This window comes from Bradyrhizobium sp. USDA 4353 (genome assembly GCF_054063215.1).
On record NZ_JBSSGB010000001.1, the window covers coordinates 597,928 to 620,886 of the forward strand.

Consider the following 22,959-nt stretch of genomic DNA (forward strand, 5'->3'; position numbering starts at 1 on the left):
ACTCTCCGTCGGCGGGAACTTTGCCGCTGAGAAGTAATATAAAACCTCCAAACTTTTCAACGGCTTAAACTCAAATGAAAGACCCATGCGCGATATTTTGACGCATGGCGGTCGGACTTGCGACTGCTCGTGCGCAAGCCGACCGGGCGCGCCGGAAACCGGCCCCTGCTCGTCATGGACACGGGTCAATGAACGGCAAGTCACCGCACCGGACAGGGAACGGGATCTTGGAGGTCAAGCGTGGGTAACAGCCGACGACTGCGCCGGGCCGCGGCTCTCACGGCGCTCTTCTTCCGGGACCGCAGGGCCAACATCGGCGTCACGTTCGCGATAGCCCTGCTGCCGATCCTGGCGGGGATCGGATGCGCGACCGACTATTCCATGGCGATGCGGTTGAAGGTCAAGCTGCAATCCGCCGCGGATGCCGCGAGCATCGCCTCGATCGCGGTCAACTCGGCCGGCTATGCAGCGGCCATGGCGATGACATCCGACGGATCGGTGAGCGCCGGCGTCGCGGAAGCCAACAGCATCTTCAAGGGCAACGCCTCCACGATCCAAGGCTATACGCTGACGGCTGAAAGCAGCACCGTCACCAAGAGCGGGGCGTCCCTGACCTCGCAGGTCCAATTCACCGCCAGCATGCCGACGACATTCCTGGGCGTGATCGGATTTCCCAATCTGACGCTCACCGGCCGCTCGTCATCCTCCGTCACGCTGCCGCTGTATCTGGACTTCTATCTGACCCTCGACGTGTCGGGCTCGATGGGCCTGCCCTCGACGACGGCGGAAGCGCAGCGCATGCAGGCGATCAGCCCCGACAATTACAGGCAATATCCCACCGGCTGCACGCTCGCCTGCCACTTCTCTCCGCAGAACAGCGCCTGCACGGATTCAGGCACGCAAGGCTACCCGACCAACAATTATTGCCTGGGCTATGCGATCTCGCGCGTCAGCCAAAGCGGCTACAAGAGCCTGCTGACCACCAACAAGAACAATCCCAAGGGCGTTCAGCTTCCGTCGACGATCGTGTCCGGGCTGCCGAACTCGCTCTACAACAAGCTGCCGACGGTTGCGAACTGCCCGACCGACGGGACGGATGCCTGCATCCAGCTCCGCCTCGATGCCGTCGGCTACGCCGTCAATCAGCTGTTCACGACGGCGAACAACACCAAGAAGGTCAGCAACCAGTTCCGGATCGGCCTCTACCCGTTCATCCGCTATCTCTATTCCTATTATCCGCTCACCACCAATATCAGCGGCTCGACCAGCGATTCGACGACCATCAACTACGCCGCGGCGAACCTCGCGACCTTGCTCGACACCAACACCAACGCTTCCCTCGGCTCGGGCGGGACGCATATCGATACGGCGCTCTCCAGCGTCAACACCCTGATCACCAGTGTCGGCAACGGAAGCGCCACCAACAACACCCTGCCTTACGTGTTCCTGGTGACCGACGGCGCGCAGGACCCGCAGGTGAAGGGCGTGCCCAACGGCTCATGGTCCGGCAGCAATCACGCCACCACGATCAATCCGGCCACCTCATGCACGCCGCTGAAGAACCGCGGCATCATCATCTCGGTGCTCTATATTCCCTATCAGCCGATCAACCCGGTCAATGCGTCCTTCGCCGGCGACGAGGACGACTATGCCAACAATAACATCCCCAACATCCCACCGAGCCTGCAAGCCTGCGCATCACCGGGCTTCTTCTACACCGCGAACACCCCGGCGGACATCACCTCGGCGCTGAATGCGATGTTCAATCATGCGGTCTCGGAAGCGCATCTGACGCGATGAGGGAACGGCCTGGATCAGGCACAGCCCGCAGCTAGCGGACTGCACGACGTCAATGAGCAGGGTCGCGCGCGGCGGCGATTGCCCAGGCGAGGAAGATCGAGATGACGTCGCCGAGGTGATGCGGGCCGCAGAAGGCTTCGAACACCGCGCCGCGGACCCGGCAATGACACCAATCATCATCCTCGTCGCCCTGAACCTTCACCTCGGTGAACGGGCGCTCCGCCAGCTCCGTGTCGAACAGGTCGATCCTCAGGACCCATCCTGGATTGTCCAAGGTGTCGATCTTGATCCCGTATTGATGCTCCCACTGGCCGTCGCATTGGGAGGCGTACCAATCCTGGAGGACCTTCAGAGGCTCGCGCTGATCCCGCATCTGCATCTCATTCATTGGGGCGCTGCGGCCCGTGTCGAGGCGGGTCGGAAACGTCAATTGCCCGCATCTGGATCCGGGCGGCCGGAGCAGGATGACGCAACCCGCCGATCTGCGCGAGAGCCGCCGGGGCACATTGTTCGGACATGCTTTCGTGGACGTCACCTCGCCGCTCCATCGCGGCAGTTGCAAGCAGCGCCGCCTCGATCGTGTCGCTTGTATTGGCGCGGCGGACCGTCATGATCGTCATTGCTGGCGGGTCGGGACACCCTTAAGCTTCCCACAAATGCCGCCGTCAGCGCGGTGACCCGGGAGGTGTCTATGCGAAGTGCCCTCGCAGCCGCAGGGCTGGCCGTCGTCTCGTCCGCATTCACGATGCCCGCTTGGGCGGAGGATCCGCCCGGCATCACCGCGAGCGAAATTCGCATCGGCCAGACCATGCCCTATAGCGGGCCGGTGTCGGCGTTCGGCATCCTCGGCAAGGGCGAGGTGGCCTATTTCAAGATGGTCAACGACCGCGGCGGCATCAACGGCCGCAAGGTCAACCTGCTCTCGCTCGACGACAGCTACGTGCCGCCGAAGACGGTGGAGCAGACCCGGCGCCTGGTCGAGAGCGACGACGTGTCCTTCATCTTCTCGACCATGGGCACGGCGCACAACACCGCGATCGCAAAGTATCTTCAGGGAAAGAAGGTGCCGCAGCTGTTCGTGGCCTCGGGCGCCTCGAAGTTCGGCGATCCCCAGCAGTTTCCGCTGGTCTTGATGGGCGTGATGGCGCCGTTCCGCAACGAGGCGCGGATGTATGCGCGCTACGCGCTGCAGACGAAGCCGGACGCGACGTTCGCGATCCTGGCCCAGAACGATGATTTCGGCCGTGACTATCTCGCCGGCCTGAAGGACGTGCTCGGCGAGCGCTTCGACACCGCGGTGACGGTGGCGAGCTACGAGGTGACCGAGCCGACCATCGATTCCCAGATCGTGAAGCTGAAATCGAGCGGCGCCGATGCGCTGATCATCGCGGCCACGCCAAAATTCGCAGCGCAGGCGATCCGCAAGGCCCATGAGATCAGCTGGCGGCCGATGACCTTCCTGACCAACGTGTCAGTGTGGGTGTCCTCGGTGATGGAGCCGGCTGGCCTGGAGGCCGGCACCGGCATCATCTCGACGGCCTATGTGAAGGACCCGCTCGATCCGGCCTGGGCCGACGATCCCGGCGTCAAGGGCTGGCGCGACTACATGGCGAGATACGTGCCGGACGGCGACATCCGCGATTCCAACTACGTCAACGGCTACAACAACGGCATGGTGCTGGAGCACGTGCTGAAGGCCGCCGGCAATGACCTGTCGCGCGAGAACATCCTCAAGCAGGCGTTGTCGATCAAGGACCTGGATCTGCCGATGCTGCTGCCCGGCATCAAGGTCAACACGTCCGAAGGCGACCACCTGCCGGTCGAGCAGGTGCAGTTCATGCGCTTCACCGGCAAGCAGTGGGAGCGGTTCGGCGAGGTACTGTCGACCAAATAGCGGCGGGTTGGCGTTTCGGCGCCGAAAGCGTAGACCTCTCCTGTCGACCACAGGAGAGCCGCGGCGCGATGTCCGAGACAGATGCCCTGACGCTGAAATTCCGCTGCCCCCGGGAGCTCGAGGGTCTAATCCCGCAACCGGTGCCGGCGCCGATGGGCATACCCGACTGGGTCAAGACGATGCCGGCGACCGCGTTCAGTCAGCTCAACCAGGCGGAGGAGCAGACGGTGAAGCGCTGCCCGCCCTTCATCGACGCGATGACGGCGGGCTTTCTCATCCCGCTGGTCTGCGACCTCAAGGTCGAGGACGGCGGCATTAGCTGGGACAATGAGCTGCCGCCGGGCGGCGCGATCGACTTTCCGCGCTCGCCGGTCAGCTTTCACGACGTGTCGCAGGTGACGGGATCGCCGCTGTTCGAGGCCGACCGCTTCCTACTCAAGTTTCACAATCTCTGGACCATCGAGGCGCCCAAAGGCTGGTCGCTGCTGTTCACCCACCCGCTCAACCGCTTCGACCTGCCGTTCACGACCGTCACGGGCCTCGTCGACAGCGACCGTTTCCACGACAGCTTCGTGCATTTCCCGGCGCATTGGCACGACACGGCGTTTCGTGGCGTGCTGCCCAAGGGCACGCCGGTCGCGCAGTGCATCCCCGTGAAGCGCCAGCCATGGACGCTCCAGACCTCGGCCTTCACCGACGAGGACGTCCAAGAGATTCACAGCGTGCGTGACGCGCTGAAGCGCGAGCAGGGCATGTATCGCAAGCAGTTCAGGGCTTGACCGCCCCTGCTCCATTGGCGCCGAGGAATTTGGCGGCATCGCTCGGGCGGAAGAAGAAGCGGCCGTGCGAGCTGACGGCCATCGTGTAGGCGGCCCTGCTGAGCAGATGCGGCCGGCCGCGCATGACCGTGCGCAGCGCCGCCTCGGCGCCGGCGCGGTCGCCGAGCTCCATCAGGCACATCGCGAGATTGGCGCGGCTCTGGGTGTCCTCTGGCCGCAAGCCGAGCGCATGTTTGTAGGTGCCGGCCGCTTCCGCGTAGTCGCCATCGAGGAACTGCACCCAGGCGAGCTCGATCAGGATGTCGGGACGGCCCGGCGCGGCCTCGCGGGCAGCCACGAAACTCTCCCGCGCGCGGGCCCGCTGATTGCCCTGCAGGCAGAGCCGCCCGAGATCGAGCTTGAGGTCGACGCTCTCCGGCAGCAGCGACAGCGCCTGCTCGATGATGGATATGCCCTCAGCGAGCTGGCCGGATTTCGCCAGCCGCCCGGCCAGCTCCTGGAACGCCGGCAGGTAGGGCGGACGCCGCGCCGCGGTCTTGCGCAGTTGCGCGAGGCCATCGGCCACGCGCCGGGACTCGCACAAGGCCGCTCCGAGCAACGTCTCCAGCTCCGGATCAGGGCCACGCAGCACCGCCTTCTCAAGCGGCACGATCGCCTCGCCGGCGCGCTGCTGGCCGAGCAGCGCATGGGAATGAACCAGCAATGCGGCGCGATCTGTCCTGGCGTTGCGCAGGATAGACGCCGCGATCTGCTCGGCACGCGCGAACTGCCGCGCGCGCAGCGCCTGGACCGCCTCCTGCAAGGCCTGCGCCTGCAATTGTTTGCGTCGTTCACTCACTGCTGCTGCCGTCCCAGTGACACGATGCGACGACTAAACCGGCAGCCCTGGCCTGTCCAGCAGACGCCCCGCGCAGGCAAAAAGGCCTTGGCACCGGAAGCGCGCCCGCCGCGTTGACGATCCGTAGCAACAAGGAGAGAGACGATGAGCGGGAACGCACGCGACAACGACCTGCGTCTGCAGGACTCCGAGGCTACGCTGAACCCCGGCGATGAGGCGCCACGCGGAACACCGGGCACCGGCGAGGATGTCTGCCCCGACTGCAACGGCAGCGGACGGCTCCATGAGGCGCCGTGCCCGACCTGCGGAGGCCGCGGCACGATCGTCCGAGGTGTCGGCGGCGGCTGATTGTCTACGCGACGACGCTGCGTTCACCCGAACAGCGGCGTGCCCGGCACGAAGGCGTCGAAGGCGGCCCAGAACTGCGAGCGGTAGCGGTCCTGCTCCTGCAGGATCTCGTGCTTGGCGCCGGCGATGACCAGATGCGAGCCGGCGCGCAGGTGATAGGCGAACTCCTCGATCGCCGCGGTTGACACCACGGTGTCGCTGGAGGCGGCCAGCATGAGGATCGGCTGGCGGATCTGCGAGGGGTAGGTCATGCCGCGGAACGTCACCATCGCCGAGAACGCGGCGTCGGCCCAGGCCACCGTCGGCGAGGCGATGCCGAGCGTCGGATCCTCCTCGAGGATCGCGGCGTTGCGCGCGTAGCGCACGGGATCGGAGGTCAGCGGGTTGTTGACGAACGGCGCGAGCCCGCTGATGTCGTCATTGCCGCCGGGCACGTAGCGGCCGCCCTGCCCCGCGATCCGCATCGCGCGCAGCAACAGCCGGGCAGGGAGCGAGGTGCGGTTGCCCGGCAGGTCGATCATCGGCGCCGACAGCACGATACGGTCGAACCAGCGCTTGCCGGCATGGGAGAGCCGCAGCAGCACGGTGCCGCCCATCGAATGCGCCAGCGCGAAGTAAGGCGGCGGGCAATCCGGCAGCACCACCTCGGTGATGAAGGTCTCGACGTCGACCTCGTAGTCGGCGAACGAGCGCACATAGCCTTTGCGGGAATCGCGCAGGCGGCGGGACGAATGGCCCTGGCCGCGCCAATCGATGATGGCGACCGCAAAGCCGCGGTCGCGCAGGTCACGCACCGTCTCGAAATACTTTTCGATCGACTCGCTGCGGCCGGTGAACACGCAGACGGTGCCCTTGCGCCCGGCCGGCGGCGCCCAGCGCGCAAAGCGCAGCTCGGCGCCATCAGGGGTCTTGATGGTGCCGGCGGTGGCGTTCTCGGGGACGGGATTGGCGGGAATCGAGACGAGCGTCATGAGGCGCCCATCGAATAGGTGAAAGGCCCAGGGAATCAAGGGGTGGAACGGCAAAAAGAGCCCGTTTGGGCGCTCTTGAAGGTGCAAACGTCCGACCCATATCGAGATCGTGCAGGCCGTCACGGCTGCACGACAGCCCGGCCCGATGGCGGGCGGGTTTGCCTAACAGTCGCTCAATGGAGGACTTGACCATGCGTACCTACGATCTCACCCCGTTCTATCGTTCCACCGTCGGTTTCGACCGTCTGTTCTCGCTGCTCGACCAGGCCACCGCCGAGCCCAGCCCCGGCTATCCGCCCTACAATATCGAGCGCACCGGTGAGAACGCCTACCGCATCACCGTCGCCGTCTCGGGCTTTGGCAAGGATGAGCTCTCCCTCGTCGCGAAGGAAAACACGCTGACGATCAAGGGCGAGAAGGCCGCCAACGAGAACGGCAAGAAGAGCGAGGTGCTGTATCGCGGCATCGCCGCCCGCGCCTTCGAACGCAGCTTCCAGCTCGCCGACCACGTGGTGGTGAAGAACGCCAGCCTCGAGAACGGCCTGCTCCACGTCGATCTCGTCCGCGAGATCCCCGAGGCCAAGAAGCCGCGGTCGATTCCGATCTCGACGTCGGCGCAAGGCACCGAGCAGCCGGCGCTTGAAGGCACCGCCGAGAAGGCCGCCGCGTAAACGGCCCGACGCTCTGCTAAGAATACGAACGCCCCGGGACACCGGGGCGTTTTTGTATGCTGGGTTCGGTCGAGGTTTTCGCGGCCGTCGCCGGCCCTGGGCTTGGTTCTCAGAACGATAGCCGATAGGTCCTCGGCTGTTGTCACTCCAGCCCCTGGGCCGGCGGCATCTTCGCGGTGGGCAGGATCTGCGGCGCCGGCTTGGCTGCCGGCGCAATCGATCCGATCGTCTGCGGAGCGGCTGCTGCCGACTGAACGGGCTTGGCGTCCGAGGGCTTGGCGTCAGACGATTTGGCCTCGGCCGGTTTGGCCTCGACCGCCTTCGCCGTATCGGCATTGGCTTCCACTGGCTTCGTTTCGGCCGGCTTGATGTCGGCGATCTTCGGCACAGCAGCCTTTGGGGCGTCGGTCGGCTTTGGCGCGAGCGCGGCCGTTTGCGGCGACGGCGCCGCCGGTTGGACGGCCGGAGCGGCTGGCCTCGGTGCCTGCGTCGGCGCAACGGCTGCCACCCGCGGCGCGACTGGTGCCGGGGGCACCAGGCGCGGGTCGGCGCGGATCACGGTCGGCGGCGGCAGGCGGTCGAGGCCGCCGCGCGGGGCCGGCTCGAAGCGCATGCGCTCGTAGTCGTCGCCCGACTGGAACGCCGGCACGAAGCGGAGGATGCGGCCGGAGCGGGCATCTACGACCAGCTTGCCGTCCTCGCCCTGGCGGTCGAGCACCGCGACGACATAAACGTTGCCGCGCTGGCGCGGCGCGCCGAGCGGCGAGAAGCCGTTATCGCGCAGGATGGCATAGACCTCATGCACCGGCAGGAACGCCGGCGCGTAGCCGTAATCCTGCTGATAGCCTTCACGGTAGCCGTCCTGCCGATACCCGTCCTGGCGGTACACCGGCGCCGGCGGCGCGTAGCGCTCCTCCCGGTATCCGTAGTCCGCCCCTGGTCCATAGCCGTAGCGCGGCGGCGCGGGCACGACCGCAGGCGGCGGCGCCTCGGAATAAGGCGCATCGAAATCGGAGACCGCCGTGTACGGCCCGCGCATCCCCGGCAGCGGCTCGGCCTGGGCGGCAAAGGCTGCGATCAACGAGGCCGAGACGGCTCCAACTAGCAACTTCATGGCTCAAAGCTCCTGCATGCCCCCGCACGTGAAGCTGTTCGCTTCTTCTCAAGTGCCGCGGAAGGTCTGCCGCGATTCCGGCGGTCCTGGGTCGGAGTGTGGGCGGGATCGGGGCGCGGTGTTGCAAAATCGAGCGATGCTCGTGATCGGCTGGCGCCGACGGGTCGTTCGGAGAGCGAAGAAACGGGAGATTTGCCGGGAGAATGCCCGCATCGGTGCGGCGGAATCGGGGACTCCGGGCCGCTTGTGTGATAACGTCAAGTTTGGCATCTTGCGGTTTAGGACAGAATTGCTGTCTAAAATTTCGTTGCAAAGGTGACCGAGACTTTGCAATGATGTTACGGCGCCCGATGACCTTGCGGCATGGGCGTTGCGACATGAACAGGCCGTGATCATCCAGCGGGGACGTGGTCCCCCGGTGACTGGCCTGAACTCTGCAAATGCGGCTCGCTGAGAAGGACGAGCGTTGGTTCCGGAGAGGAACCCGCGCAGCGCCCGGGGTGCGCCGGACTGTGTACCGGACTGTGGTGAAGGCCCTGACCAATAACTGATGGGGACGGATATGAGCGGATCGAAGGTCGAGCACGGAAAGTTGGGCGGCGCGGTGCTGGCTGTGGATTCGCACGAAAAACCGGCCGAGATCACCCGCGAATTGCATACGTGGCGCCCGGAAGCCGAGGGTCTGTATGACCCCGCGCAGGAGAAGGATTCCTGCGGCGTCGGCTTCATCGCCAACATCAAGGGTGAGAGGTCGCACCAGATCGTTGCGGATGCGCTGAACATCCTGTGCAACCTCGAGCACCGCGGCGCTGTCGGCGCCGACCCGCGCTTCGGCGACGGCGCCGGCATCCTGGTGCAGATCCCGCACGCCTTCTTCTCGCGCAAGGCGAAGGAGCTCGGCTTCACGCTGCCGGCTCCCGGCGAGTACGCCATCGGCGCGCTGTTCATGCCGCGCGACGAGGCCTGGCGCAACGTCATCAAGAGCATCATCGCCGACCAGATCGAGGATGAGGGCCTGGTGCTGCTCGGCTGGCGCGACGTGCCGACCGACAACTCCTCGCTGGGCGTGACGGTCAAGCCGACCGAGCCGCGCAGCATGCAGGTGTTCATCGGCCGCAACGGCGCCGCCAAGACCGAGGACGAGTTCGAGCGCAAGCTCTACATCCTCAGAAAGTCGATCTCGCAGGCGATCTATCAGCGCCGCGACCGCGGCATGTCGGGCTACTATCCGTGCTCGATGTCGTGCCGGACCGTGATCTACAAGGGCATGTTCCTGGCCGACCAGCTCGGCAAGTACTACGCCGACCTGCACGAGCCGGACTTCGAGAGCGCGCTGGCGCTGGTGCATCAGCGCTTCTCGACCAACACCTTCCCGACCTGGTCGCTGGCGCATCCGTACCGGATGATCGCGCATAACGGCGAGATCAACACCTTGCGCGGCAACGTCAACTGGATGGCGGCGCGCCAGGCGTCGGTGTCATCCGAGCTGTTCGGCAAGGACATCAGCCGGCTCTGGCCGATCTCCTATGAGGGCCAGTCCGACACCGCCTGCTTCGACAACGCGCTCGAATTCCTGGTGCAGGGCGGCTACTCGCTGCCGCACGCGGTCATGATGATGATCCCGGAGGCGTGGGCCGGCAATCCCTTGATGAGCGAGGAGCGCCGCTCGTTCTACGAATATCACGCCGCGCTGATGGAGCCGTGGGACGGCCCCGCCGCGATCGCCTTCACCGACGGCCGCCAGATCGGCGCCACGCTCGACCGCAACGGCCTGCGGCCGGCGCGCTATCTCGTCACCAAGGACGACCGCATCGTGATGGCGTCCGAGATGGGCGTCTTGAAGATTCCGGAGGACCAGATCGTCACGAAATGGCGGCTGCAGCCCGGCAAGATGCTGCTCGTCGATCTGGAACAGGGCCGCCTGATCCCGGATGACGAGATCAAGGCGCAGCTCGCCGCCAGCCATCCCTACACCGAGTGGCTCGCCCGCACCCAGATCCAGGTCGAGAAGCTGCCGGACGCGCCGACCAAGGGCGCGCGCACCAACCTGCCGCTCTTGGACCGGCAGCAGGCGTTCGGCTACACGGCCGAGGACATCAACATCCTGATGACGCCGATGGCCGCCACCGGCGAGGAGGCGACGGGCTCGATGGGCAACGACGCGCCGATCTCGGCGCTGTCGGACAAGCCCAAGCTGCTGTTCACCTACTTCAAGCAGAATTTCGCCCAGGTCACCAACCCGCCGATCGATCCGATTCGCGAGGAGCTGGTGATGAGCCTGGTCTCGATCATCGGCCCGCGGCCGAACCTGTTCGATCTCGAAGGCGTCGCCTCGACCAAGCGGCTCGAAGTGCATCAGCCGATCCTGACGGATGCGGACCTCGAGAAGATCCGCTCGATCTCGGAGGTCTCGGACAGCCACTTCGTCTCGCGCACGCTCGACACCACCTTCGATGCGAGCCTGGGCGCCGCCGGCTTCGAGCAGGTGCTCGATGACCTCTGCGGCCGCGCGGAGGCTGCCGTCCGCGAGGGCGTCAACATCATCATCCTGTCCGACCGCATGGTCTCGAACGACCGGATCCCGATCCCGTCGCTCTTGGCCTGCGCCGCCGTGCATCATCACCTGATCCGTACCGGCCTGCGGACGTCGGTCGGCCTCGTCGTCGAGAGCGGTGAGCCGCGCGAGGTGCATCACTTCGCGTGTCTCGCCGGCTATGGCGCCGAGGCGATCAACCCGTATCTTGCCTTTGAGACCATCATCGCGCTGAAGGACAAGCTGCCGGGCGCGCTGAGCGACTACGAGGTCGTCAAGCGCTACATCAAGTCGATCGGCAAGGGCCTGCTCAAGGTCATGTCGAAGATGGGCATCTCGACCTACCAGTCCTATTGCGGCGCGCAGATCTTCGACGCGGTCGGCCTTCGTGCCGAGTTCGTGCAGAAGTTCTTCGCCGGCACCCACACCCGCGTCGAAGGCGTCGGCCTCGCCGAGATCGCCGAGGAGACCACGCGCCGCCACCGCGATGCGTTCGGCGATGCGCTGGTCTACAAGTCCGCGCTCGATGTCGGCGGCGAATATGCCTTCCGCACCCGCGGCGAGGATCATGCGTGGACCGCCGAGTCGGTCGCGACGCTCCAGCATGCTGTGCGCGGCAATTCCAAGGACCGCTATCAGGCGTTCGCCAAGCTGCTCAACGAGCAGTCCGAGCGGCTCTTGACCCTGCGCGGCCTGTTCCGGATCAAGTCGGCCGAGGACGACAAGCGCAAGCCGGTCCCGCTCGACGAGGTCGAGCCGGCCAAGGAGATCGTCAAGCGCTTCGCCACCGGTGCGATGAGCTTCGGCTCGATCTCGCGCGAGGCGCATACGACGCTCGCGATCGCCATGAACCGGATCGGCGGAAAGTCGAACACCGGCGAAGGCGGCGAAGAGGCTGATCGCTTCAAGCCGCTGCCGAACGGCGATTCGATGCGCTCGGCGATCAAGCAGGTCGCGTCTGGACGTTTCGGCGTGACGACGGAGTATCTCGTCAACTCCGACATGATGCAGATCAAGATGGCGCAGGGCGCGAAGCCCGGCGAAGGCGGCCAGCTGCCCGGCCACAAGGTCGATGCGACCATCGCCAAAGTGCGTCACTCGACCCCGGGCGTCGGCCTGATCTCGCCGCCGCCGCATCACGACATCTATTCGATCGAGGACCTCGCGCAACTGATCTACGACCTGAAGAACGTCAATCCCGACGGTCAGGTCTCGGTCAAGCTGGTCTCCGAGATCGGCGTCGGCACGGTTGCCGCGGGCGTTGCCAAGGCGCGCGCCGACCATGTGACGATCGCGGGCTTCGAGGGCGGCACCGGTGCCTCTCCCCTCACCTCGATCAAGCATGCGGGCTCGCCGTGGGAGATCGGCCTTGCCGAAACGCACCAGACCCTGGTGCGCGAGCGGCTGCGCAGCCGCATCGTGGTCCAGGTCGACGGCGGCTTCCGCACCGGGCGTGACGTCGTCATCGGCGCCCTCCTCGGCGCCGACGAGTTCGGCTTTGCAACAGCGCCGCTGATCGCGGCCGGCTGCATCATGATGCGCAAGTGCCACCTCAACACCTGCCCCGTGGGCGTCGCCACCCAGGACCCGGTGCTGCGCAAGCGCTTCACCGGCCAGCCCGAGCACGTCATCAACTACTTCTTCTTCGTCGCCGAGGAAGTCCGCGAGATCATGGCTTCGCTCGGCTACCGCTCGTTCAACGAGATGGTCGGCCAGGTGCAGATGCTCGACCAGTCCAAGCTGGTCGCGCACTGGAAGGCCAAGGGTCTCGACTTCTCAAAACTGTTCGTGAAGCAGAAGGAAGCGCCGGGCCAGAAGATCTTCCATTCGGAGAAGCAGGATCATCACCTCGACGCCGTGCTCGACCGCAAGCTGATCGAGCAGGCGAGGCCCGCGCTCGACCGCGGCGCGCCGGTGAAGATCGAGGCCGAGATCAACAACACCGACCGTTCGGCGGGCGCGATGCTTTCCGGCGCGGTGGCCAAGATCTACGGCCATGCCGGCCTGCCGCAGGACACGATCCATGTCAGCCTGAAAGGTACCGCCGGCCAGGCGTTCGGCGCCTGGCTTGCCAACGGCGTCACTTTCGAGCTCGAAGGCGAAGGCAACGACTATGTCGGCAAGGGCCTGTCGGGCGGCCGCATCATCGTCAAGCCGCCGCGCAACTCCGGTATCGTGCCGGAGGAGTCGATCATCGTCGGCAACACGGTGATGTACGGCGCCATCTCCGGCGAGTGCTTCTTCCGCGGCATCGCCGGCGAACGCTTCGCGGTGCGTAACTCGGGCGCGGTGGCCGTCGTCGAGGGCGCGGGCGATCATTGCTGCGAATACATGACCGGCGGCATCGTCGTCGTGCTCGGCAAGACCGGGCGCAACTTCGCCGCGGGCATGTCGGGCGGCATCGCCTATGTGCTCGACGAGGCCGGCGACTTCGACAAGCATTGCAACATGGCGATGGTCGAGCTCGAGCCTGTCTTGTCGGAGGAGATGATCGCGGAAGCTTCCTATCACCAGATGGGCGACCTCGAGGCGCATGGCCGTGTCGACGTGTTCAAGAACCTGCTGGCGTCCGACGTCGAGCGCCTGCACGTCCTGATCTCGCGTCACGCCAAGGCCACCGGCTCCAAGCGTGCCGCCGACATCCTGGCGAACTGGAAGGAGTTTGCGCCGAAGTTCCGCAAGGTCATGCCGGTCGAGTACCGCCGCGCCCTTCGCGAGCTCGCGGCCAAGGCCGACGCCGAGCCGAAGATCGCGATCGGGGCTTGATGTCGCTCCTCATGGAGAGGAGGCGCGAAGCGCCGTCTCGAACCATGAGGCCGAGAGCGGGGCCTCGCCCTTCGAGACGCGGCGCAAGCGCCGCTCCTCAGGGTGAGGAGAAGCAGGACACGAAACCCTCATGGTGAGGAGGTGCGCAGCACCGTCTCGAACCATGAGGCCGAGATCGAGGCCTCATCCTTCGAGACGCGGCGAAGGCGCCGCTCCCCGGGGGTGAGGAGAAGCAGGAAACTAGATCCTCATGGTGAGGAGGCGCGGAAGCGCCGTCTCGAACCATGAGGCCCGAGCAGTCAGGGACGTCGTAGGTCATGGGCAAGGTCACAGGTTTTCTCGAAATCGAGCGGCACGATCGCAAGTATGCGCCGGTTGCCGAGCGGCTGAAGCATTTCCAGGAATTCGTGGTGCCGCTCTCCGAGAAGGAGCTGCGCGACCAGGCGGCGCGCTGCATGAATTGCGGCATCCCCTATTGCCACGGCACCGGCTCGGCCGCGCCGGGCACGCCCGGCTGCCCGGTCAACAACCAGATCCCGGACTGGAACGACCTGATCTACAACGGAAACTGGGAAGAGGCGTCGCGCAACCTGCACTCGACCAACAACTTCCCGGAGTTCACCGGCCGCATCTGCCCCGCCCCCTGCGAGGCGTCGTGCACCCTGAACATCGACGACAACCCGGTGACCATCAAGACGATCGAATGCGCCATCGTCGACAAGGCGTTCGAGCAGGGCTGGATCAAGCCGGAGCCGGCCGCCGTCAAGACCGGCAAGAAGGTTGCGATCGTCGGCGCCGGCCCCGCGGGCCTCGCGGCCGCGCAGCAGCTCGCGCGCGCCGGCCACGAGGTGCATGTCTATGAGAAGCACGCCAAGGCCGGCGGCCTTCTGCGCTACGGCATTCCCGACTTCAAGATGGAGAAGGGCATCATCGACCGCCGCATCACGCAGATGGAAGGCGAAGGCGTCGTCTTCCACTATGGCGCCCATGTCGGCGGCAAGGACGGCATCGATGCCAAGTCGCTGCTGAAGGATTACGACGCCGTGGCGCTGACCGGCGGCGCGGAAGCCCCGCGCGACCTGCCGATCCCCGGCCGTGACCTCGCCGGCGTCCATTATGCTATGGATTTCCTGCCGCAGCAGAACCGCCGCGTCGGCAACGAGGCCGTCAACGCCACCGACATCCTCGCTACGGCTAAGCATGTCGTCGTGATCGGCGGCGGCGACACCGGCTCCGACTGCATTGGCACCTCGCTCCGCCAGGGCGCCCTCTCCGTGACCCAGCTCGAGATCATGCCGGCGCCGCCGGAGCGCGAGAACAAGGAGCTGACCTGGCCGAACTGGCCGCTGAAGATGCGGACCTCATCGAGCCAGGCCGAAGGCGCGGTGCGCGAATTCGCGGTGCTGACGCAGAAGTTCGAGGGCGAGAACGGCGCGGTCAAGAAGCTGCACTGCGTGCGCGTCGACGCCCAGTTCAAGCCGATCGCCGGCACCGAGTTCGTGCTCGATGCCGACCTCGTGCTGCTGGCGATGGGCTTCGTGCATCCCGTGCATGAGGGCCTGCTCAAGAGCCTCGGCGTCGACCTCGACCCGCGCGGCAACGTCAAGGCCAATTTGTCGGACTACCAGACCTCGCTGCCGAAGGTCTTCTCCGCCGGCGACATGCGCCGCGGCCAGTCGCTGGTCGTCTGGGCGATCCGCGAAGGCCGCCTCTGCGCCCAGGCCGTCGACAAGTTCCTGATGGGCAAGACCGAGCTGCCGCGCTGAAATCGCCGTGGTTGATCGGAGTCTCGCTGTGCGTCAGCGGATATGTATCAAGGCAGAGCAGCGCGCCCGTCCGATGGACTTGTGACCGGCGATCCAGCTGTGCCATGCCCCTCACCCGGATTGCTGCGCAATCCGACCTCTCCCCGCAAGAGCGGGGAGAGGTTGCACCTCTCGCGCCGAGAGAGACTGCCTCAAAGCATCAGACTTCCCATTTGCGCCTCGACCCAAGCCTCGACCCAAGCCTCGACCCAAGCCTTGCCACAAGCCTTGCCCAAGAGCGCGGTGCGCTCCCTCTCCCCGTTCTTCACGGGGAGAGGGTTGGGGTGAGGGGCAGCCGCACGGGCGGTTCAATTTTGCGTCCGAATGGTGAGTACGCCCAGAGAGATGCGTGTCTGGGAGCAAAAAGGGGTGGGGGCTTCCACGACGTGAGTCTCCGCGCGGCCCGAAGTGGCAGGTCAGGCCGTCGTTCTCAGATCGATCGGATGAGCGTCGAAGCGTCAGGGTCGACGTTTCAGCCGTGAAGCCCCCACCCGTCCTGGCCGTCAGGCCAGCTCGGATGAGCCGCGCATGTCGCGGCTCTAGATCATGATGCGTTTCGGCGGAAACGCATCATGATCTTATCTCTTTGTTTGAGCATGATCTCTTCGGAAAACCGGTTTCCACTTTTCCGGATCATGCTCTGAGGTCAGGCGGCGCGCGGGCCACAGCGGGCGCGGCCCTGCCCTATGATCTCGCGCGGGATTGGTCGCGTCGCGTGCACCACCGTGTCAGCCATGCTGGACGATCCCATTGTTCCACGGCTGGATGCCGCGAGCCCCGTCAGGTCTGCGCAACCTAAAGGTGCGATTCTTAAGATCGACCAAACGGAAGTTTCGACCTTCGAAACAAATGACGCACGCGAAACATCTGCGTTCGTCAGAGTTCAGCAAGTGATCATTGTTCGATCTACGAACAATGCAGTACCGTATCTTGATACCGCCGTCAACCTACTATCCGCGCCCAGATCGCCTCGACCGGAACCGGTGGCGTCACGCGAAACACGTCATCGATGATCCGGCCAAGCTCGGCGGCGCTGGCGATAATCCGCTCCTCGATCACCTCGCCGTCGCGCGCTTGGCGCTGATAGCGGCGGCTGACCAGCTTGTGCCGCACGGTCCGCTCCACGCGCTCCATCATCAGCGTGTGCGTGGCCGGCACATTCGCATTGGTGGACGTGTACCAACTGCCGAGCACGTAGTCGGCGTGGATCTGCGGCGCGAGATCGAACGCATACATCATCCGCCAGCCGGTCGGCTGCTTAGCGCTGATCGTGTAGAGCGCATCCCAGGTGCCGATACGGAACGTGCCCATCGGCGTGACCTGCTCGGGCCCGACCTCGATCGCGATCGGCGCATCCATCAGGCAGATGCCGAAGCCGACGTCGACGAGATACGGCCGGCCTTCGGCTTCCACCAGCAGCATCATGTGCTGCCGCGGCCCGAGCGGATCGGTCGGCTGCGAGCGCCAGCGCACCCGCCCGGTGAGGCCGGTGACCTTGAAGCCGATGGCCTCCAGCGCCGCCTGGAACAGCACGTTCTGCTCGAAGCAGTAGCCGCCCGCGACGGCTGTGCACGAGCTTCTGCTGCACCGAGGCGAGATCGACATGGACCGGACGCCCCATCAGCGGATCGAGCGCCTCGAACGGCAGCGCGTCGACATGCGCGGCCTGCAGCGCGCTCAGCGTGGCCCGGTCGGGCGCGAGCGGTCCGCGATAGGCGATGCGGGCGAGATAGGACTTCAGCTCGAACTCATCCGCCATCGCAGCGCCTCCCTTCAGCTCTCGATCCGCGCCCAGACCACATCGACATCGACCGGGAATGTGACGCCGAAGATTTCCTCGACCACCCGCTGCAACGCCTCCGGCGTCTCGATGATCTGCTCGCTCCGGATCTCGCCGTCGCGCGCCTCGACGACGAGGCGACGGTTGACGAGCTTATAGCGCAGCTCCGATGTCAGCCGCTCCAGGATCAGCATCGAGGTGAACGGAGTCAGCGGGCTGGTCGAGGTGAACCAGTTGGAGAGCATGTAGTCGGCGTGGATCTGCGGCGTCAGATCGAACACATACATCATGCGCCAGCCCGTCGGCTGCCTCGCCGCGAGCCAATACATCCCATCGGACAGCGTCAGGCGGAACGTGCCCATCGCCGTCCGCTGCGCGATGTCCGGCACCATCCGCAGCGGCGTATCGAGCAGGCAGGAGCCGAAGCCGACATCGGCGATATAAGGTCCCTCCGGCAGGTCGACCTTCAGCATCATATGCGTGCGCGGCGTATGCGGCGCGGTCGCGTCGAGCCGCCAGCGTACCCGCGCCGACAGCGGCGTCACCGCGAAGCCGATCGCCTCCAGCGCGGCCTTGAACAGCGCGTTCTGCTCGAAGCAATAGCCGCCGCGACGGCCGTCGACGATCTTGGCCTGCACCGACGCGAGATCGATGTTCACGGGCCGCCCGAGCAAAGGATCGATGCCCTCGAACGCGATCGCATCCACATGCGCCGCCTGCAATCCGGCGAGGGTCTCAAACGTGGGCGTCAGCGCCCCGCGATAGCCGATGCGCGCCAGATATTTGTCGAAATTGAAATCGGAAGGCATCGTACGAAAACTTCCAGCGGCCCAGGGCGCGATATTAATCATCGTCATTGCGAGCGCAGCGAAGCAATCCAGGGCTCAGCAAGGATTCTGGATTGCTTCGTCGCTGCGCCCCCCGCATGACGGTGGAGTGAGATCACGCCACCCCGGCGCGCAAGAGATCGTGCATGTGCAGGATGCCGACCGGCTTCGCGCCATGGGTCACGATCAGCGTCGTGATCTTGGCGGAGTTCAGGATCTCCAGCGCCTCGGACGCCAGCGCCTCGCGGCGGACGGTGCGCGGGTTGGCGGTCATGATCTCGTCGACGGAGACCGACAAGAGATCAGACCGCATCTTCCGACGCAGATCGCCGTCGGTGATGATGCCTGCGACATGGCCGCGGCCGTCGACGATGATGACGCAGCCGAGGCCCTTGGCGGTCATCTCTTCCAGCGCATCGGCCATGCCGGTGCCCATTGGCTTCAGCGGAACGGCATCGCCGGAGCGCATCAGATCGGAGATGTGCTTGAGCATGGCGCCGAGCTTGCCGCCCGGATGGAAGTTGGCGAACTCCAGCGCGGTGAAGCCGCGGCCTTCGAGCAATGCGATCGCCAGGGCATCGCCGATCGCGGCCTGCATCAGGGTCGAGGTGGTCGGCGCGAGATTGTGCGGGCAGGCCTCGCGGGCCTTCGGCAGCTCCAGCACGATGCGCGCCGCCTGCCCCAACGACGACTGCGCATTCGAGGTGATCGCGATCATCGGGATGGCGAAGCGCTTGGTGTAGTTGACCAAGGTCTTCATTTCCGGCTGCTCGCCGGACCAGGACAGCGCGATGACGACGTCATCCGAGGTGATCATGCCGAGATCGCCATGGCCGGCCTCGGCGGAATGGACGAAGAAGGCCGGCGTGCCGGTGGAAGCCAGCGTCGCGGCCATCTTGCGCGCGACATGGCCGGACTTGCCGAGGCCGGTGAGGATCGCGCGGCCCTTGGCCTGGCGGATCAGCTCGACGGCGGCGGCGAAGGCCGCCCCCAACGGGCCACGCAGCGCGGCGGAGATCGCGGCGATACCGTTGCTGCCGGCGTCCAGTGTGCGCAGCGCCGATTGGATGTCCGCGTTGGCGGGAGGGGCTTCGGTCAACGGCTTCGATCTCGGCATTCTCTCATCCAAGGCTGAGACAGTCAGGCGCCGCTCTTTAGCATGGGTAAGGCGGCAAGGCGCCATCAACAGCCCATTAACCATATTTGTTTTTACTCCCTTAACGACGGTGTTGGCCGGCGGCGCGGGACTCCCCGACGACGCATTTGATTTTGTTGGAGTATTTTCATCGTGGGGTGGAGGCCTGACAGCGGCCGCAGGGGGCGCGCAATGCGGCGCGGCGTCTCCGCCGCGTGCCTGCTGCTCGGCGCGCTCGGGACCGGCGCTGCTCAGGCGCAAACCCTTGATGTGCTCCGCCCCGTTCGCGACGGCTTCCTCGCCCCGCAGGAGTCGCCGCTGCGGCGCACGGCGGTGAGCGGCCTTTCCGACGCCGTCCCGACGCCGGGCGTCCCGGCCGCCCCTGCTCCGGTCAGCTCAGCCCCCTCCGCCAACCGTGTCCCGCTGCCGGGCGTGCCCGCCGCCAGCGGCGCGGCCGATGTCGGCTATGATTCGCTGAACCGGACGCGCAAGAAGGCGAAATACTATCCCGCGCAGCCGCGGCCGAAGCCGGCGCCCGGGCCCGGCACGCGGCCCTCCGGCGAGCTGACCGGGCAGTTGCGCCCGACCCTGCCACCTTCTGCCTCCGCCAACCGGCAGCCGGTCCCGCCGGCGATGGCCGGCACCGTGCCCGGCCAGCCGCCGCGCAAGCGGCTGCGGATCGACGACGACCCGTTCGGCGCGGTCGGCGACTATGTCGGGCCGTTCCTGGTCAAGGGCGCGGTCGAGCTGTCGGCCGGCTATGACAGCAACCCGGCGCGCCTGGCGCGGCCGCGCGGCATGCCGGCCTGGATGATCGCGCCGGAATTTCTGGCGGTGTCGAACTGGGAGCGCCATGCGCTGGTCGCCGATCTCCGCGGCTCGTTCACCGGCTATGGCAGCACCCTGCCCGCCATCATGGACGGCGGCATCAATTCGGCGCCGACCACGCTCGATCGCCCCGACTTCACCGGCCATGTCGACGGCCGCCTCGATGTCACCCGCGATACCTCGGTCGGCGCCCAGCTCCGCCTGCGCGCGGCGACCGACAATCCCGGCAGCCCGAGCGTGCAGGCCGGCCTCGCGCGCTATCCGGTCTACACCACGCTCGGCACCACCGTCGGCTTCGACCAGCGCTTCAACCGGCTGCAGGTCTCGGCCCGCGCGACCGCCGACCGCACCAGCTATCAGCAAAGCAAGCTGACCGACGGCACGATGACGTCGAACGACGACCGCAACTACAACCAGTTCGGCGGCATCGGCCGGGTGTCCTACGAGGTCACGCCGGCCCTGAAGCCGTTCGTCGAGGTGCAGGGCAACACCCGCACCTATGACCTGCAATACGATCGCTCCGGCTATCAGCGCGATTCCGCCGGCGGTTACGCCAAGGCCGGCACCTCGTTCGAGTTCACGCGGCTGCTGACCGGCGAGCTCTCGCTCGGCTACGCCACCCGCAGCTACACCGATCCGCGGCTCAACCGGCTGCAGGGCTTCTTGACCTCGGCCTCGCTGGTGTGGTCGGCGACGCCGCTGACCACGGCGCGCTTCCTCTCGGACACGCAGGTCGCCGAGACCACCGTCGCCGGCGCCTCCGGCGTGCTGGTGCGCACCTACACGGTGCAGGTCGACCACGACTTCCGCCGCTGGCTGACCGGCATCGGCAAGTTCACCTTCGGCACGCTGGACTACCAAGGCTACGGCCGCAACGACCGGACGTATTCGGCCGAGGGCAATCTCGTCTACAAGATGACGCGCAGCCTGTGGGTGAAGGGCACGCTTCGGTATGACAAGCTGGACTCGAATATTGCGGGTGCGGCGTCGTCGGGGACGGTGGTGATGCTGGGCGTGAGGCTGCAGAATTAAACAGCAAGTTTTGGCGTTTAACTAGCAAGATAGTGAACGACACGCTACTCATGACCGCTCCCTCTCCCCTTGCCGGAGAGGGCATGTAGGACAGAGCAGCAAACTCGGTTGGGTGAGGGGTATGCTTCGGCGATCACGAATCGCAGAGAGATACCCCTCACCCAACCGAGGATGTTGATGGGCCGGCGATGCCCTCTCCCGCAAGGGGAGAGGGCGCTGCATCTAACAGCGCAGAAGGCCTATGCCGCGGTCACCGTCAGATGCGCGCCATCGGCCTGCACGATGCGCACGCGGCTGCCCGCCGGGGTATCCGGGCCGGCGACGCGCCACACCGTGTCGTCGATCCGCACCGTGCCGTTGCCGTCGATGATCGGCTTCTCCAAAGTGAACTCGCGCCCCACCAGCGCCGCGGAGCGGCGGTTGAGGAACGGGTTGTCGCCGGCCTCCGCCGTGCTCCTGCGCGCGACGTGCCGCCACAGCGGCACGGCGGCGATCGAGAACAGCGCAAACATCAGGATCTGCAGCTGCCAGGCGGGCGCAAAGCCGAACGAGATCACGCCGACCACGAGCGCGGCGAGGCCGAGCCAGATCAGGAACACGCCCGGCGCCAGCAGCTCCAGCGCCATCAGGATGACACCGAAGATCAGCCAGTTCCAGGTGCCGAGCGTCACGAACAGGTCGCTCATGATGACCTCCCCTGCCTCACGCCTGCGGCGGCACAGGCGGCTTCGGCGGCGTTCCGGCTGACGGCACCGAGCCGCCGCGGCGCGCCGCTGCGACCGCCGAGGCCGCGCTCTCGCCGAACGTCGCCTTGGCGATCTCGCCGATGCCGGCCAGCGAGCCGAGCATGCCGGTCGCTTCGATCGGCAGCATGATCACCTTCTGGTTCGGGGAGTCCGCGAGCTGCCCGAATGCCTTGATGTATTTGTCGGCGATGAAGTAGTTCAGCGCCGCGACGTCGCCCTTGGAGATCGCATCCGACACCATCTGCGTCGCCTTGGCCTCGGCTTCCGCGGCGCGCTCGCGCGCTTGGGCGTCGAGAAACGCTGATTCGCGCCGGCCTTCCGCCTGCAAGATCTGGCTCTGCTTGGCGCCTTCCGCGCGCAGGATCTCCGACTGGCGCTGGCCTTCCGCCTGCAGGATGTCGGCGCGCTTGACGCGCTCGGCCTTCATCTGCCGGCCCATCGCCTCGACAAGATCCGCCGGCGGCACGATGTCCTTGATCTCGATGCGGTTGACCTTGAGGCCCCACGGTGACACCGCGGCGTCGACGACGCGCAACAGCCGCTCGTTGATCTCGTCGCGATGCGAGAGCACCTGGTCGAGATCCATCGAGCCCATCACCGAGCGGATGTTGGTCATGGTCAAGGTGATGATCGCCTGGTTGAGGTTGGCGACCTCGTAGCTCGCTTTCGCCGCGTCGAACACCTGGTAAAAGGCGACGCCGTCGACCGTCACGGTGGCGTTGTCCTTGGTGATGACCTCCTGCTCGGGGATGTCGATCACCTGCTCCATCATGTTGATCTTGCGCCCGATCTTGTCGAAGAAGGGGACGATGAGGTTCAGGCCCGGCGACAAGGTGCGGGTGTATTTGCCGAACCGCTCCACGGTCCAGTCGAACCCCTGCGGCACGGTTTTCACGCCGGAGTACAGCGTGAAGATGACCAGCAGCACCAGCGCTATGGCGAAAATGTCGAAACCGCTCATGGATCCTCCAAGGGAGGAGACAGCGTCTCCTCACCGAACTCTGCAGCAATCACAATCTAGGGATTGCCGCACGATTTTGTCGGAGGTCCGATGGGCGCGGTTCAGGAAGATATTTTCGACGGCCGCGGGGC

17 protein-coding genes and 1 pseudogene are annotated in these 22,959 nt (G+C 65.9%); 8 read left to right on the forward strand and 10 right to left on the reverse strand.

The features are described 5' to 3' along the window. Positions 1-240: 240 nt before the first annotated feature. Positions 241-1,800: a TadE/TadG family type IV pilus assembly protein gene (locus ACVILH_RS02745; RefSeq protein WP_456711503.1), complete on the forward strand. Its 1,560-nt coding sequence runs from the start codon at positions 241-243 to the stop codon at positions 1,798-1,800. A gap of 49 nt (positions 1,801-1,849) precedes the next feature. Here the strand turns inward: ACVILH_RS02745 and ACVILH_RS02750 are convergent, their stop codons facing one another. Next, positions 1,850-2,173, reverse strand: a complete 324-nt coding sequence (locus tag ACVILH_RS02750) for an immunity 53 family protein (protein WP_456711504.1) — start codon at positions 2,171-2,173, stop codon at positions 1,850-1,852. A gap of 7 nt (positions 2,174-2,180) precedes the next feature. Then, positions 2,181-2,420 carry a hypothetical protein gene (locus tag ACVILH_RS02755; protein ID WP_456711505.1) on the reverse strand — a complete coding sequence of 80 codons (240 nt, stop codon included), beginning with the start codon at positions 2,418-2,420 and terminating at the stop codon, positions 2,181-2,183. 71 nt (positions 2,421-2,491) lie between these two features. Here ACVILH_RS02755 and ACVILH_RS02760 point away from each other — a divergent pair, with 71 nt between their 5' ends. Together ACVILH_RS02760 and ACVILH_RS02765 are read left to right on the forward strand one after the other, a co-directional pair. Then, a complete protein-coding gene (locus ACVILH_RS02760; RefSeq protein WP_456711506.1) occupies positions 2,492-3,694 on the forward strand; it encodes an ABC transporter substrate-binding protein in 1,203 nt (400 codons plus the stop codon). A 68-nt stretch (positions 3,695-3,762) separates the two neighbouring features. Next, the gene (locus tag ACVILH_RS02765) at positions 3,763-4,473 is read left to right on the forward strand and encodes a hypothetical protein (protein WP_456711507.1); all 711 of its coding nucleotides are present in this window, start codon (positions 3,763-3,765) and stop codon (positions 4,471-4,473) included. On the opposite strand, the gene ACVILH_RS02770 is transcribed toward ACVILH_RS02765, so the two are convergent. Further along, positions 4,463-5,311: a tetratricopeptide repeat protein gene (locus ACVILH_RS02770; RefSeq protein WP_456711508.1), complete on the reverse strand. Its 849-nt coding sequence runs from the start codon at positions 5,309-5,311 to the stop codon at positions 4,463-4,465. The two genes, ACVILH_RS02765 and ACVILH_RS02770, sit on opposite strands and share 11 nt — an antisense overlap. Before the next feature lie 144 nt (positions 5,312-5,455). On the opposite strand from ACVILH_RS02770, the gene ACVILH_RS02775 reads away from it, so the two are divergent. Beyond that, positions 5,456-5,659, forward strand: a complete 204-nt coding sequence (locus ACVILH_RS02775; protein ID WP_456711509.1) for a hypothetical protein — start codon at positions 5,456-5,458, stop codon at positions 5,657-5,659. Between the two features lie 23 nt (positions 5,660-5,682). Here the strand turns inward: ACVILH_RS02775 and ACVILH_RS02780 are convergent, their stop codons facing one another. After that, positions 5,683-6,630 carry an alpha/beta fold hydrolase gene (locus tag ACVILH_RS02780; RefSeq protein ID WP_456711510.1) on the reverse strand — a complete coding sequence of 316 codons (948 nt, stop codon included), beginning with the start codon at positions 6,628-6,630 and terminating at the stop codon, positions 5,683-5,685. Positions 6,631-6,821: 191 nt separating this feature from the next. Here ACVILH_RS02780 and ACVILH_RS02785 point away from each other — a divergent pair, with 191 nt between their 5' ends. Next, on the forward strand, positions 6,822-7,301 hold the full coding sequence (locus tag ACVILH_RS02785) for an Hsp20 family protein (RefSeq protein ID WP_456711511.1): 480 nt from the start codon (positions 6,822-6,824) through the stop codon (positions 7,299-7,301). Positions 7,302-7,443: 142 nt separating this feature from the next. On the opposite strand, the gene ACVILH_RS02790 is transcribed toward ACVILH_RS02785, so the two are convergent. After that, complete coding sequence (locus ACVILH_RS02790) at positions 7,444-8,415, reverse strand: hypothetical protein (RefSeq protein WP_456711512.1); 972 nt, start codon at positions 8,413-8,415, stop codon at positions 7,444-7,446. A gap of 562 nt (positions 8,416-8,977) precedes the next feature. Between ACVILH_RS02790 and gltB the strand changes: the two genes are divergently transcribed. Then, the gene (gene gltB, locus ACVILH_RS02795; protein WP_456711513.1) at positions 8,978-13,714 is read left to right on the forward strand and encodes a glutamate synthase large subunit; all 4,737 of its coding nucleotides are present in this window, start codon (positions 8,978-8,980) and stop codon (positions 13,712-13,714) included. A gap of 317 nt (positions 13,715-14,031) precedes the next feature. After that, positions 14,032-15,480, forward strand: a complete 1,449-nt coding sequence (locus tag ACVILH_RS02800) for a glutamate synthase subunit beta (RefSeq protein WP_456711514.1) — start codon at positions 14,032-14,034, stop codon at positions 15,478-15,480. Between the two features lie 981 nt (positions 15,481-16,461). Here ACVILH_RS02800 and ACVILH_RS02805 read toward each other — a convergent pair. The 3 genes and pseudogenes from ACVILH_RS02805 to ACVILH_RS02815 form a co-directional block, all read right to left on the reverse strand. Then, positions 16,462-17,278: pseudogene (locus tag ACVILH_RS02805) on the reverse strand (arylamine N-acetyltransferase family protein). Between the two features lie 14 nt (positions 17,279-17,292). Next, positions 17,293-18,108, reverse strand: coding sequence for an arylamine N-acetyltransferase family protein (locus ACVILH_RS02810; protein ID WP_456711515.1), 816 nt, complete (start codon positions 18,106-18,108; stop codon positions 17,293-17,295). A gap of 133 nt (positions 18,109-18,241) precedes the next feature. Continuing rightward, positions 18,242-19,243, reverse strand: a complete 1,002-nt coding sequence (locus ACVILH_RS02815) for a KpsF/GutQ family sugar-phosphate isomerase (RefSeq protein ID WP_456711516.1) — start codon at positions 19,241-19,243, stop codon at positions 18,242-18,244. A gap of 171 nt (positions 19,244-19,414) precedes the next feature. Between ACVILH_RS02815 and ACVILH_RS02820 the strand changes: the two genes are divergently transcribed. Continuing rightward, entirely contained in the window at positions 19,415-21,121 is a 1,707-nt protein-coding gene (locus ACVILH_RS02820; RefSeq protein WP_456711517.1) for an outer membrane beta-barrel protein, read from the forward strand. 239 nt (positions 21,122-21,360) lie between these two features. Here ACVILH_RS02820 and ACVILH_RS02825 read toward each other — a convergent pair whose 3' ends face one another. Together ACVILH_RS02825 and ACVILH_RS02830 are read right to left on the reverse strand one after the other, a co-directional pair. Further along, entirely contained in the window at positions 21,361-21,807 is a 447-nt protein-coding gene (locus ACVILH_RS02825) for an NfeD family protein (protein WP_456711518.1), read from the reverse strand. A gap of 16 nt (positions 21,808-21,823) precedes the next feature. Continuing rightward, complete coding sequence (locus tag ACVILH_RS02830) at positions 21,824-22,828, reverse strand: SPFH domain-containing protein (protein ID WP_456711519.1); 1,005 nt, start codon at positions 22,826-22,828, stop codon at positions 21,824-21,826. Positions 22,829-22,959 lie beyond the last annotated feature (131 nt).